This is a genomic window from Xanthomonas sp. NCPPB 1068 (genome assembly GCF_041479385.2).
GTDB lineage: Bacteria > Pseudomonadota > Gammaproteobacteria > Xanthomonadales > Xanthomonadaceae > Xanthomonas > Xanthomonas cannabis.
Window position 1 is genome coordinate 1222583 of the sequence record NZ_CM192986.1, and the last position, 13206, is coordinate 1235788.

Consider the following 13206-nt stretch of genomic DNA (forward strand, 5'->3'; position numbering starts at 1 on the left):
CCCCCGCAGGCGGGGGAAGGGCAGGGAAGTCGAGCGACAGGGAAATCGAGGTACAAGGGAGTCGAGCGACAGAGAAGTAGAGCTACAAGGAAGTCGAGCGACAGGGAAGTCGGCAAGCAGGGAAGTCGACAAGGAGGGAAGTCGACAAGGAGGGGAGCCGCTGCGCAAGACCGGCCACCGCTCGGAGAAGGCAGAAAGGAAAAGCGGAGAAGGCAAAAAGTAGATGAGGCCGAGAACGGCAGGGAAGACAGGAAGCAGGTGAGGCGAGATACGGATAAGCCGAGCAAGTGTGAACGTATGGGAACGGACGCTGCGGACCGGCTTGAGGCGTCAAGACGCTGCCGGCCTGCCTTCTCCCGCGCGCGGGAGAAGGTGGCGCGTAGCGCCGGATGAGGGCGCTTTCAAACGATGTAGCGCTGCTTAAAACTTCACATCCAGGCTCATGAAGTACTGCCGTGGCGCACCCACCACCATGGTCTGGTTGTAGCCGTCCGGATCGGAGGCGACGTAGCCGTTGGTGCCGGTGCTGGCGAAGTAGCGCTTGTCGGTGAGGTTGGTGATGTTGAGGGCGAGCGCGACATTCTCGACCGGGCCCACGCGGCCGAAGTCGTAGCGTGCGCCTGCATTGAACAGCCAGTACGACGGCACCTGCGAGTCGTTGAGGAAGGTGATGTAGCGCTTGTCGACGTACTTGCCGTCCAGGTCCAGGCGCAGGTTGCCAAGCTGGTAGCTGGCGCTGGAGGAGAACATCAGCGCCGGAATGCCGACCACGTCCTTGCCGGAGGTGGCGACCACGCCGTTGTTGAGGTAATCGTCCTGATAGCGCGAGCGGTTCCACGACAGCGAGTTCAACCAGCTCAGGCCTTCGACCGGGCGCCACATCAGCGCCAGATCCGCACCGGCGCTGTGCACCGCACCGACATTGCTCAGGATCGAGGCGCAGGTCTGCACCGCGGTGCACGGCGAGGTGGTCAGCAGGCGGTTGGAGAACTTGGTGAAGTAGGCATCGGCCGAAAGCTGGAACTGCTCGTCCTGAAGGCGGTACCCCATCTGCACGGTTTGCGATTCTTCCGGCTCCAGCGTGGAGCGGCTGCGGTCGAAGGCGGCCTGCGAGGTGGCGAACGGGGTGAAACCGAAGGCGGCGATGTTCTTGCTGTAGGACGCGTAGATGTCCTGGCGCTCGTCGAGTTTGTAGTTCACGCCCACCTGCGGAAGGAAGTTGTCTTCGGCGCGGATGCGGCCCTGCGCCAGTGCGGTGGTCGGCACCAGCGATTGCGCGCGTGTGGTGGTGTCCAGCGCCTTTGCGCCGTAGTTCAGCGTCAGCCGATCATCGAGCAGGCGCAAGGTGTCCTGCAGGTACAGCATGCGGGTCTGGGTGGTGTAGCGCTGCTGGAAATCGCGGCGGAACGGGGTCTGTGCCTCAAGGACGTTGTATAGCGAGGTATAGCCCTCGTTGCCGAGCGCGAAGTAATTGCGGCCCTGCGTGGTGCGCGCGTTTTCCGCCCATGCACCGACTTCCAGATCGTGATTGCCCCACGACCACTTCAAGGCGCTGGTGCCGCCAAAACGATCCAGACCATAGTCGGTGGTACGCATCGACACCGGAATCTGCGCCGAGGTGGCCACGTACGGCGTCACCCATTGCCCTTCGCCACGATTGGCGTGGTAGTAGCCGGTGGCATCGAGCGTTGCGCCACCGAACACGAAGGTGCCGGACAGGCCGGCAAGATTGTCGCGACGCAGGCCGCCGCCGGCGTAGTAGCTGGCATCGAGCCAGCTGTAATCGCTGGGAAGCCCGGCCAGCGATTGCGGGTAACCGTTGGCCACGCCGCTGGTGGCGCCGGTGTTTTGATATGCACGCGCCATCTGCACGGCGGTGGCCCAGTCCGGCTGCAGGTAATCGTAGTCCCAGCCCAGTGCGCGCTGGCTGGTCAACGACAGATCCATGTAGTCGTATTCCTTGCGCCGCGAGGTATCCAGAAACAGGCTCAGGCGGTTGCCGTCGCCCCACTGGTACACGGTCTTGAGGTTGGCCTGTTCGGAGGTCTGGTCGCCGAAGCCCTTCCATTTGTCGGTGCTGGCATTGGCGTAGGACAGGTACGCCGACAAGCCGTTGCGGTCGCCGGTGTCGGCGCGCACGAAGGTACGGCGCGTCGCATCGCTGCCCACCGTCTGCACCAGCCGCGCGCCGGGCGTGGTCTGCGGATCGGCCGAATAGAACTGCATGGTGCCGCCGAGATTGGTATTTGAGGCGGTGCCGAGCGCGCCGGCGCCTTGCGCGATTTCCACCGAGCCAAGGTTTTCCGAAATGATGGCGCGGGTGATGTGCAGGCCGTTGGTGACGCCGTAACTCATGTTGCCCAGCGGGATGCCGTCGAGCGTGTAGCCCAGACGGCTCTGATCGAAGCCGTGCAGGGTGACCTGCGTGGACCATTCGTAGGTGCCGAACGGGTCGGCCGACTGGAACTGTACGCCGGGCAGTTTTTCGACGGCCTTGAAGGCGCTGCTGCCCGGTGTGAGTTGTTCGATGTCCTGGCGGCTGATGCGCTGCACCTGCCGCGTGCTGCCCTGCGAGACCACGTTGATGGCATCCAGCTGCGTTGCATTGCCTGCAGCATCGGCCGTCGTTGCCGGTGCGTCGGCCACGCTGGCGGTCACCGGGTCGGCGGCCTGCGCCATGACGGGAAGCAGCGCGGCCAGGGCGAGCGCCAGCGGAGTGACATCAAAACGACGAGCGGAAGTCATGGGGGAATCCTGTTCGAGCACGGCTGAGGGCGGACGCGCGGTGCAACACCGGCGTTTCGCGACGCAGGGTGTCAACGGCTCATGAAACATTGATGACGGCGGCTGTCGCAAAACTGTCGCGCTTGCCCGCTATACACGTGTTCTGCAGCCGCATCGCGCGCTGCATTGCACGGGCTTCGCTAGGATTTTGGTCATGACGTCATCTGCTTCGCGCCGCGATTTCCTCAAGCGGGTTGCTGCACTCACTGCGGCCGGAGCGCTGCCTTCGTCGATCGGGCGCGCGCTGGCGCTGCCGGCCAATTCGCGTACCGGCACGTTGCGCGACATCGAGCATGTGGTGATCCTGATGCAGGAAAATCGCTCGTTCGATCATTACTTCGGCGCACTGCGTGGCGTGCGCGGATTCGGCGACCCGCATGCGTTGCAACTGCGCGACGGCAACCCGGTCTGGAGCCAGCCTGCGGCCGATGGACGGCGCCTGTTGCCGTTCGCGTTCGATTCGCAAACCACCTGCGCGCCGCTGATCAAGAGCCTGGACCACTCCTGGAAAGCCGGCCACGGGCAGGACCCGGCACGCTGGGCCGAATACGACACCTGGGTGCCGTACAAGGGCGAGCTGACGATGGGGTACTTCCAGCGTCAGGACATCCCGTACTACCACGCGCTGGCCGACGCCTTCACCATCTGCGATGGCTATTTCTGCTCGATGCATGGGCCGACCAATCCCAACCGCATGTACCTGTTCACCGGCACCAGCGGCCTGAGCGTGGGCGACCTGCGCGCACAGGTGGCCGACAACGCCGACGATGGCAACTGGACTGCCGACATGGCGCGCGACAAACCCGGTTACGCGGCGATGGGGTGGACCACGTATGCGCAGCGGCTGCAGGCCGCCGGCATCGATTGGCGCGTGTATCAGGAATACGACAACTTCGGCTGCAACTCGCTGGCGTATTTTGCGCACTACCGCGGGCTCGATCGCGCCGACGAGCGCTATCGGCGCGCACGTGCCTGCGTGCCCGGGTCCACCGCAGAAAACGCGCCCCACACCCAGGCCGATCACCTGATTGCGGCCATTGCAGCCGATGTGCAGGCCAATCGCCTGCCGCAGGTGTCGTGGATCATTCCACCCACCGCGTATTGCGAACATCCCGAAGCACCGCCGGCCTATGGCGAATCGTTGGTGGCGCGTTTGATCGACGCGCTGACCTCCAATCCGGAGGTCTGGGCCAAGACTGCATTGATCATCAACTACGACGAGAACGACGGCTTCTTCGATCATGTGCCGGCACCGCTGCCGGCGCTGGATGCACGCATGGGGCGCAGCAATGTCGATGTGCGCGGCGAGTCGTATAACGGTGTGCCGGTCGGCCTGGGCATCCGCGTGCCGATGTTGGTGATCTCGCCTTGGACGCGGGGCGGCTGGGTCAATTCGCAGGTGTTCGACCACACCTCGGTGCTGCGCCTGCTGGAGCGTCGCTTCGGTGTGGCCGAGCCGAATATCAGTCCATGGCGTCGTGCGGTCAGCGGCGATCTCACCAGCGTGTTCGACTTCCGCAAGCCGGACGATTCGGCGCTGAGCGCCTTGCCCTCCATCGACGACTACCGTGCGCGCACGGCTGCGGTGCGCAACAAGCCGCTGCCGGCGCCACCGGCCACGGCGCGCATGCCGCGCCAGGAGCCGGGCCAACGTCCGGCACGCGCGTTGCCCTACGCCCTGCAGGTGCATGCGCGCGAACACGCGGGCGAAGCGCTGCAGCTGCACTTCGTCAACACCGGCACCGCTGCGGCGGCCTTCAATGTCTACAGTGGCGCCGCCAGCGGCGGGCCCTGGTATTACTCCGTGTTGCCGGGCACGCAGCTCGACGATGTGCCGGTGGGCGCTGCACTCGATGGCGCGTATGCGTTGCGCGTGCACGGGCCCAATGGATTCCTGCGCGAGTTTGCAGGCGTCGTGCGGCCCGCATCGGCGCAGCAGGCGGCGCCGTGGCTGGAAGCGCGGCAGGAGGGCGATGCGCTGGTGCTGGAGATCGGCAATGCCGGGCAACAGGCCTGCACGCTGCAACTGCGCGCGCTGGACCACGGCGACTCCAGTCCACGCTCGCTGCAGCTGGCCGGTGGTCAGCGCCAGACCATCCGGCTGGCGCTGGCGGCAAGCGATCACTGGTACGACGTGATGGTAGAGCAACCGGGTGCGGCATTTCGCCGCCGGCTGGCCGGTCATCTGGAAACCGGTCGGCCAAGTCGCAGCGATCCGGCGTTGGGACGCGCCTGAGCGGAGGCCTGCCGCTGCGTGCGTCAGCGGGCGTGGCGTGACTTCCACGCTGGATGGAATGGCCGCCAAGGACACCGACGCCGCCCCGTTCAACGCGCTCAAGCCGTTGCCGGCGGCGGTCAGGGCCAAGCGCTGCAGGGTTCGAAGACAAGCGCCCGGGCTCGGTGCCGGTCAACCTCGTGTCGGAGCTGGACATCAGTGGCGGCAGCGCCGGCGTGCCGGTAATGGATGCGCAGGGCAGTTGGTCGGTCTGGGGTTCGACGGCAACCGGGAGTCGGTGAGCAGCGACTGGACCTTCGACCCGGCGATGACCCGCTCGACCGCTGCACAAAGCGATCTGCGCTGGATCATGACTGTGGTGGCGCCCGCATTGCAGGTCCCGAAGGCGCCGGGTGTGCGCTGGGTTGGCCGGGCAGGGGACGGGGAGCGGTTATGATGCGGTCCGGTTTCGCCGCAGCGAGCCGGCCCCTCCCCCAAGGAACTCTCAGCGCATGCGCATCCTGCTTGCTCGTCACGGCGAGACGCCGTGGAACGCCGAAGGCCGTTACCAGGGCCAGATCGATATTCCGCTGTCGCCGGTGGGCGAAGGGCAGGCACGTGCGCTGGGCGAACGGCTGCACACGCTGCAGATCGACCGCGCAGTGGCCTCGCCGCTGTCGCGCGCGCAGGCCACCGCCAAGGCTGCGTTGGGTGCATCGCGCGAAAGCCTGCTGCAGACCGATGCCGACCTGCAGGAAATCGCCCATGGCGAGTGGGAAGGTTTGCTGGCCAGCGAAATCAACGACAAGGATCCCGCCCGCCTGCGTGCCTGGCGCGAAGAACCGGACACCGTGCTGATGCCGGGCGGCGAATCGTTGCGCCAGGTGCTGGACCGCAGCTGGCGCGGCCTGGCGCGTGCCGCCGACGGGCTGGGCGCCGACGACACCTTGCTGGTGGTCGCGCACGACGCGGTCAATCGCGTGATCCTGTGCAAGATCCTCGGCCTGCCGCTGTCCAAGCTGTGGAGCTTCCGCCAGGCGCCCACCACTCTCAACCTGCTCGAAGGCGACGACGTCGACCACCTCGAAGTGGTCCGTTTGAACGACTGCGCCCACCACACGCCGTTTTTCGGTGAGGCCAAGCATCGGGCGTTGTAACGTCTCGCAACGCAGCGTAGGTCTACCAGTACGGAGACGTATCATCATAGACAGCGCGACATATCAGTAATTTGGTAATGATGCGCCGTCCTGCCGGATGGCGTTATCTCGCTGCTTAAGCGATGGCGCAAACTCAAGATGGAAAATGGTCAGGCAGGCGATGACTCATTTGCGTCCAGAAGTAGCTCCGCGAACATCCAAGTTATTCGCCTGGAGCAAGGTCATATTGCTTTGTGCACCGATAGCTCTGGTGCCGTTGAGTCTGTTCGTCGATTTTGCACCCGCTCCATTTTTAAGGTCTGACCTTTGGTTCTGGCCGATGACGGCCCTAGGTGCTGTGCTGTGCGTGCTATTGCAGAGGAATGCACGTCGGCATGGGCGCGAGGGAATTTTCAATCAAAACAGCCGGTTGTTTTCGGTATTCATGATATGCGGCGCACCGATATTGTTGGGCTGTGTATGCTTGTTACTGTTGTGCAAGCTGTTGCCGTGGTTATTCACCCTGGCGGTGGGCGAATCATTCGAACACACATATGTGATGCAGACGCATTACCAACATGATCGAAAGCTTTGCGAGTACCGGTTAACTGGCGCGCCGATGGAGGGTGCCGTGCCCAGCTATCTCTGTATCAACGCGTCTTCTTATCGGCGTCATCCGGAGCAACCGGTGCAGGTGCTGTTGACCGGTCAGCGGTCTGTGTTGGGTCTGCGGATCGAAAGGTTCTACGAAAAATAGCCACGCAAAGCGAGGATTGCAGCGGGGATAGCCTGTGGCGGAGTTGTCTTCCGTGTGGGAATACTGCCGTAGTTTCTTCATCGCGGCCAAACCATCGCTTCCCTGATCAACTGTGCGCTGCATTGGCGATAATGCCCTCCAATGCGCATGACATCAGGTAAATTCAGTGACTACCCCCACAGTACTCTCCGACTGGCTCGCCTACATCGAGCAGCAGCATCCCAACGCCATCGACATGGGCCTGGAGCGCGTGCGCGAGGTTGCGGCGCGCCTGCAGATCGAAGCGCCCGCCAGGCATGTCATCGTCGTGGGCGGCACCAACGGCAAGGGCTCGACGGTGGCCTTCATCGAGGCGATCGGGCGCGCGGCCGGCTGGAAGGTGGGTGCCTACACCTCGCCGCATCTGCTGCGCTACAACGAACGCGTGCGCATCGACGGCAATGAGGCCAGCGACGCGCAGCTGGTCGAAGCGTTTGCTGCCGTCGAGGCGGTGCGCGGTGATACCACGCTGACCTATTTCGAATACGGCACGCTCGCCGCGCTGTGGCTGTTTCAGCAGTCCGCGCTGGAGTTGGCGGTGTTGGAAATCGGCCTGGGTGGGCGCCTGGATGCGGTCAACATCGTCGATTCGGACGTGGCGGTGATCACCACCGTGGATATCGACCACACCGACTGGCTGGGCGAGGATCGCGAGGCCATCGGCACCGAGAAGGCCGGCATCATCCGCGCCTGGAAACCGGTGGTGCTGGGCGAAATCGACCCGCCGTCCAGCGTGCTGCGACGCGCTTACCAACTGGGCGCCAATGCCATCCGTGCCGGCAGCGATTACTTCTTCGAGCCGATCGACGCCCGGCAATGGCGTTGGCGCGATGTGGCCGTGACCCTGGAGCTGCCGATGCCGGCCCTGCTGGCGCCGGTGCAGCTGGCCAATGCCGCAGCCGCGATCGCGGCGCTGCAGGCCTTGCCGGTGGACGTGCCCGCAGCGGCCTGGGCGCAGGGCATGACCGACGCACAGGTGGCGGGGCGCCTGCAGCGCATGGACGTCGCCGGCGTGGAGGTGCTGCTGGATGTGGGGCACAACCCGCAGGCTGCACGCGCTCTGGGTCAGGCACTGGCTGCGCAGCCGATCGCCGGCGTCACCCATGCCGTCTATGCCGCGCTGGCGGACAAGGATGCGGTGGGCGTAGTGGAGGCAGTGGCGGCGCAGGTGGATCACTGGACGCTGGCGGGGCTACAAGGCGTCCGCGCCCAATCGGCGAAGGCCTTGCAGCAGCGTCTGCAGGGCACGGCCGCGGCCCAGGCGGCGTGTCATGCCGATGTTGCGCATGCGCTACGCGCGGTGCTGGCCGCCGCCCGGCCCGGCGACCGTGTATTGGTCTTTGGCTCCTTTCTTACCGTTGCCGACGCGCTAACCGCACTTCGTTCAGCCCACTAGGGTCGGCGGGGTGGCGCCGGCCTTATAATCGCCGCGGCACCCCGCCACGCCGCCTTTAGCTCTCTTCTGTGGACACTGCTCTGAAACAGCGACTGATTGGCGCCATCGTTCTGGTGGCACTTGCCGTGATCTTCCTTCCGATGCTGGTCAAGGGCCCCGCGCCAGCCAGCGGCGTGGCCGATGTCCCGCTCGAAGCACCTGCCGCGCCCGGCAATGGCGAATTTGAAACCCGTGAATTGCCGCTGGTCACCCCCGGCAATGCACCGGCTGGTGGCGCCTTGGGCATGGCCGGCGCTCCCAGCGCGCCTGCAGCGGTGCAGGACAACCCGGATGCCGCCGATCTGGCCAACCCCTCCAGCGCGCCGTCGGCGCCAGAAGTGGCGGCCGGCAACTACGCGGTGAATTTTGGCGCGTATGCCACCAGCGCCGATGCCGATGCTGTGATTGCGCGGCTCAAGCAGGCGCAGTTGCCTGGCTTCAGCGAGAAGACCCAGATCGGTGATCGCCCCGCCTGGCGTGTGCGCGTGGGGCCGTACGCCGATCAGGCCCAGGCCGAATCGGCCCGCCTGCAGGCAGTGAAGGTGCGCAGCGACGTCAATGCGCAAGTGGTGACGCTGGACGCGAATGCCGCCGCACCGGCGCCGGTCGCGACGCCGACGCCCGCGCCGGCTGCTAAACCGAGCAGCACCGTGGCCGCTGCCAGCGCGCCGGCTGCGCCAAAGACCGAGAGCCTTCCGCCGGAACCGGCCAAGCCGGTCGCAGCGGCACCCAAGCCGGCCGAAGCGCCCAAGCCGACACCCGCCCAGCCAGACGTTGCCAAGGCAGCGCCGGCCAAGCCAGAACCTGCCAAGCCCGAAGTTGCCAAGCCGGTCGCCGCTGCACCGGCCGCGCCGCCAGCACCTGCCGCCAGCGGCGTCGGGTTTGCCGTGCAGCTGGGCGCATTCGGTCGCGCCGAAGATGCCGACGCGCTGCGCGACCGCGTGCGCGCCGCCGGCTTCAGCGCCTTCGTCGAACAGGTCCGTACCGACAAGGGCGCGCTCAACCGCGTGCGTGTCGGGCCGGTGGCCAATCGCGGCGACGCCGAGCAGTTGCGTGCGCAGGTCGCCGCCAAGGTCGGCATTTCCGGCATGGTGCGCCCGCATCCATAAACGCCTGCGCCGGCCGCAAGCAAGCGCGGCCGCTGGGTGTGTGGCAGCCGCTTGTACACTGCACGGCTGGCGCACCGCCATGTGTCCGCTAACTGCGCGCATTGCGCTGCCGGCTGCGGCTGGACTTTTTGAACGCCTCGCACCCACGGAGGGGAGGGCAATGACGACCGAGCCAGAGTGCAGCAACGGCGCGCGCGCCGCGCGGAGACCTCGCCAATGATCGACATGGTGCTGGGCGTCATCATTCTGGTGTCGGCGCTGCTGGGCTTGCTGCGCGGCTTTGTCGCCATCGTGGTCGGCACCTTGTCGTGGCTGCTGGCCGGCTGGGCCACCTTTCTGTTCGGCGGCGCGGCGGCGCGCTGGCTGGCCGATGGCAAGCATCCCTCGGCCACCGAGTCGTTCGGTGGCTACGCCATGGTGTTTGTCGGCGTGCTGATCAGCGTGGCGGTGATCGGCATGGTCATTCGCGCCGGCGTGGACGCGGTCAAACTCGGTGGCACCGACCGTATGCTCGGCTTCGGCCTGGGCGTGGTGCGCGGCGCGTTCTTGGCCAGCGTGCTGGTGCTGCTGATGGGCTTCACCCCGCTGCCGCGGGAGCCGTCCTGGCGCCAGTCGGTGCTGCTGCCCATGCTCCAGCCCGGTGTGGGCTGGATGCGCGCGCAGCTGCCGGCCTGGCGGATGCCATCGATGGAGATGCCATCGATGGAACTCGGCAACTTGCCAACGGAGTTGGGGAAGTTGCCCTCGGCAGGCGATAATACGGACCTGGGCAAGGCGCTTGGCGGTTCCGGCCTGAGCGACACCATCACGCGTGCGCTTGGCAAACCCGGCAAAGCTGCCAGCGACGGACGCGATCCGACGCAGGCGATGCCGGCCAATATCGATCCGGCGCAGGTTCGCGGCGGAGAAAGCGACCCGGCTCGGGTCGAATCCCAAGGCCAGGCACGGCCACCTTCACAGTAACGGCGCAAGCCGAAGCGGAGAACGCGCACCATGTGTGGCATCGTCGGTATTGTCGGCAACCAGAACGTCGCCGGGCAGCTGTATGACGGCCTGACCGTCCTGCAGCATCGTGGGCAGGACGCCGCAGGCATCGCCACCGCAGATGGCACGCGCCTGCGCGTGCAAAAAGCCAATGGCCTGGTGCGCGACGTCTTCGACGAAAAGAAGATGGCGGTGCTGGAAGGCCGCGTCGGCATCGCGCATTGCCGCTACCCGACCGCAGGCTCGGAAGGCATGGACGAGGCGCAGCCGTTCTACGTCAATTCGCCCTACGGCATTGCATTGGCGCACAACGGCAACCTGATCAACACCGAGGCCTTGCGCCAGCAGGTGTTCGAAGCCGACCGTCGCAACATCAATACCGATTCGGACAGCGAAGTGCTGCTGAACGTGTTCGCCTACGAGCTGGACGCGCAGCGCATGCTCACTCCCGAAGCGGCAATCCGCGCGGTGGCCGGCGTGCACCGCCGCTGCAAGGGCGGCTACGCGGTGGTCAGCGTGGTGCTGGGCCTGGGCCTGGTGGCGTTCCGCGACCCGCACGGCATCCGTCCGCTGGTGCTGGGCAAGCGCGAGCACGCCGAGGGCACCGAATACATCGTGTCCTCCGAATCGGCCGCGCTGGACATCCTGGGCTATCAGCGCGTGCGCGACGTGCGCCCGGGCGAAGCACTGGTGATCACCGCGCGTGGCGAGCTGTTCTCGGAAGTGTGTGCGTCGCCGACCAACAACGCGCCGTGCATCTTCGAATACGTGTATTTCGCGCGTCCCGATTCGATGATCGACAACATCTCGGTGCACAAGGCGCGCATGCGCATGGGCCTGAAGCTGGGCGAAAAGATCCTGCGCCTGCGTCCGGACCACGACATCGACACCATCATCCCGATCCCGGATACCTCGCGCGATGTGGCGCTGGAAATGTCCAACGTGCTCGGCGTGAAGTACCGCGAGGGGTTCGTCAAGAACCGTTACGTGGGCCGCACCTTCATCATGCCGGGGCAGGGCGAGCGGCAGAAATCGGTGCGTCGCAAGCTCAATCCGATCCATCTGGAATTCCGCAACCGCGTGGTGCTGCTGGTGGACGATTCCATCGTGCGCGGCACCACCAGCCGGCAGATCGTGCAGATGGCGCGCGATGCGGGGGCGCGCAAGGTGTATCTGGCCTCGGCCGCGCCGCCAGTGCGCTATCCCAATATTTACGGCATCGACATGCCGGCCGCCGAAGAGCTCATTGCGCATGGCCGCAGTGAGCTGGAAATCCAGGAATTTCTTGGCTGCGACTGGCTGATCTACCAGGATCTGGAAGACCTGGAAGTGGCCGTGCGCGAAGGCAATCCGGAGATCAAGCAGTTCGATTCCTCGTGCTTCAACGGCGAATACATCACCGGCATCGAGCCGGGCTATTTCGAACGCATCCAGCAGCTGCGCTCGGACGATGCCAAGAAGCGTCGTCGCGCCTGAGTCATCGCGGTGGCGCGGCCGATTGGCCGCGCTGATGCTGCCGGCAGGCCGTGCGAGACAGCACGCCTGCGGGCGCTTGCGGGCGTACTGGGTGTCTGCTGCAAGCGGTCACTCGTGGCCGACGGCATGAGCATCGGTTCGTTCGAAAGCACCGATCTCTTTTCTGCTGCGCGCCTGTGCCTGGACCAGGCCGACCCGCTGCAGAAAGTCGCACTGACCCAGCAGTACGCTGAGGCCTTTCGCGCAGGCCATCTCATGATCGCTTCGGCGGCGCCTGCGCCCGAACCGATCCGCATGCCGGGGCGGCCGCCAACACCAATCCTGGTGCATCCACGCGAGCTGCCGCGACGCGGATTGGGAACACCGGAAGGGCGCGCCGCGTTCATCCATGCCATCGCCCATATCGAGCTCAATGCCATCGACCTGGCCTGGGATGCGGTGTATCGCTTTCGCGGGCTACCCGAGGGGTTCTATGCCGATTGGGTGGCAGTTGCCGACGACGAATCGCGCCACTTCATGCTGCTGCGTGCGCGCCTGAAGGCGCATGCCCACGACTATGGCGACTTTGCCGCGCATAACGGCTTGTGGGAAATGTGCGAGAAAACCGCGCACGACGGCCTGGCACGCATGGCCCTGGTGCCACGCGTGCTCGAAGCGCGTGGCCTGGACGTAACGCCGGCGATGATCGTCAAGCTGCGCTCGCTCGGCGATGCGGCAACCGCCGACGTGCTGGACATCATCCTGCGCGAAGAAGTGGCCCATGTCGCGGCCGGCTCGCGGTGGTACCGCTGGTATTGCGAACAGGCCGGCGTCGAGCCGCGTGCGCGCTTCAAGGCCCTGTTGCGCGAGTACGCCGGCGGCTACCTGCATGGGCCGTTCAATATCCAGGCGCGGTTGCTCGCCGGGTTCGATGAGGAAGAACTGGCCGATCTGGTAGAGCAGGCCGGCTGATCGCTGCGCCGATGCGCAGACGAGACGGTGTGGCATGCGTGCCGACACCCCGCCGCCGAACGCGTGCACCGACCAGCCAGTGCCGCTGTCATTTGGCTTGACCGAACGCCAAGCGGTGCGCCGATCGTATCGCGCTGCCGTTGTCCCGCGCTGCGCATGCTCCAACGCAACGCCCCCGCACGCAGTGGGGCAGCGTGCTGCCCAAATTCTGCACGTGTCCTCGCCGCTGCGTTCCCCCGGTGCCGCGACTCACACACCGGACTGTGCGCTGGTTCCTTCCATGCCGCCGCCGGAATCGCATCCAGTCATCGGCAAACATC

General features: G+C 65.7%; 9 protein-coding genes and 1 pseudogene. 9 read left to right on the forward strand and 1 reads right to left on the reverse strand.

Annotation, left to right across the window (positions count from 1 at the left end):
• Positions 1–420: 420 nt before the first annotated feature.
• Positions 421–2835, reverse strand: coding sequence for a TonB-dependent receptor (locus ACCQ12_RS05245; RefSeq protein ID WP_372383092.1), 2415 nt, complete (start codon positions 2833–2835; stop codon positions 421–423).
• A 103-nt stretch (positions 2836–2938) separates the two neighbouring features.
• Here ACCQ12_RS05245 and ACCQ12_RS05250 point away from each other — a divergent pair, with 103 nt between their 5' ends.
• The 9 genes and pseudogenes from ACCQ12_RS05250 to ACCQ12_RS05290 all read left to right on the forward strand — a co-directional run bounded on the left by ACCQ12_RS05250 (position 2939) and on the right by ACCQ12_RS05290 (position 12886).
• Entirely contained in the window at positions 2939–5020 is a 2082-nt protein-coding gene (locus ACCQ12_RS05250) for a phosphocholine-specific phospholipase C (RefSeq protein WP_372383093.1), read from the forward strand.
• 43 nt (positions 5021–5063) lie between these two features.
• Positions 5064–5456: pseudogene (locus ACCQ12_RS05255) on the forward strand (S46 family peptidase); the annotation flags it as partial.
• A 55-nt stretch (positions 5457–5511) separates the two neighbouring features.
• Positions 5512–6156 (forward strand): histidine phosphatase family protein, encoded by a 645-nt coding sequence (locus ACCQ12_RS05260; protein WP_039412210.1) that lies wholly within the window; start codon positions 5512–5514, stop codon positions 6154–6156.
• A gap of 250 nt (positions 6157–6406) precedes the next feature.
• A complete protein-coding gene (locus ACCQ12_RS05265) occupies positions 6407–6892 on the forward strand; it encodes a hypothetical protein (RefSeq protein WP_372383094.1) in 486 nt (161 codons plus the stop codon).
• A 235-nt stretch (positions 6893–7127) separates the two neighbouring features.
• On the forward strand, positions 7128–8327 hold the full coding sequence (folC, locus tag ACCQ12_RS05270) for a bifunctional tetrahydrofolate synthase/dihydrofolate synthase (protein ID WP_372383559.1): 1200 nt from the start codon (positions 7128–7130) through the stop codon (positions 8325–8327).
• A 68-nt stretch (positions 8328–8395) separates the two neighbouring features.
• Positions 8396–9475, forward strand: coding sequence for an SPOR domain-containing protein (locus tag ACCQ12_RS05275; RefSeq protein ID WP_372383095.1), 1080 nt, complete (start codon positions 8396–8398; stop codon positions 9473–9475).
• Positions 9476–9691: 216 nt separating this feature from the next.
• Positions 9692–10438: a CvpA family protein gene (locus ACCQ12_RS05280; protein ID WP_372383096.1), complete on the forward strand. Its 747-nt coding sequence runs from the start codon at positions 9692–9694 to the stop codon at positions 10436–10438.
• A gap of 30 nt (positions 10439–10468) precedes the next feature.
• The gene (gene purF, locus ACCQ12_RS05285) at positions 10469–11935 is read left to right on the forward strand and encodes an amidophosphoribosyltransferase (RefSeq protein ID WP_039412221.1); all 1467 of its coding nucleotides are present in this window, start codon (positions 10469–10471) and stop codon (positions 11933–11935) included.
• A 126-nt stretch (positions 11936–12061) separates the two neighbouring features.
• Positions 12062–12886, forward strand: a complete 825-nt coding sequence (locus ACCQ12_RS05290; protein WP_372383097.1) for a ferritin-like domain-containing protein — start codon at positions 12062–12064, stop codon at positions 12884–12886.
• Positions 12887–13206 lie beyond the last annotated feature (320 nt).

Bases quoted from the DNA above. Each gene is read 5' to 3' on its own strand.
- ACCQ12_RS05245 (WP_372383092.1), bottom strand. From the start codon at position 2,835: ATGTTTCATGAGCCGTTGACACCCTGCGTCGCGAAACGCCGGTGTTGC.
- ACCQ12_RS05250 (WP_372383093.1), top strand. From the start codon at position 2,939: ATGACGTCATCTGCTTCGCGCCGCGATTTCCTCAAGCGGGTTGCTGCA.
- ACCQ12_RS05260 (WP_039412210.1), top strand. From the start codon at position 5,512: ATGCGCATCCTGCTTGCTCGTCACGGCGAGACGCCGTGGAACGCCGAA.
- folC (WP_372383559.1), top strand. From the start codon at position 7,128: ATGGGCCTGGAGCGCGTGCGCGAGGTTGCGGCGCGCCTGCAGATCGAA.
- ACCQ12_RS05280 (WP_372383096.1), top strand. From the start codon at position 9,692: ATGATCGACATGGTGCTGGGCGTCATCATTCTGGTGTCGGCGCTGCTG.
- purF (WP_039412221.1), top strand. From the start codon at position 10,469: ATGTGTGGCATCGTCGGTATTGTCGGCAACCAGAACGTCGCCGGGCAG.
- ACCQ12_RS05290 (WP_372383097.1), top strand. From the start codon at position 12,062: ATGAGCATCGGTTCGTTCGAAAGCACCGATCTCTTTTCTGCTGCGCGC.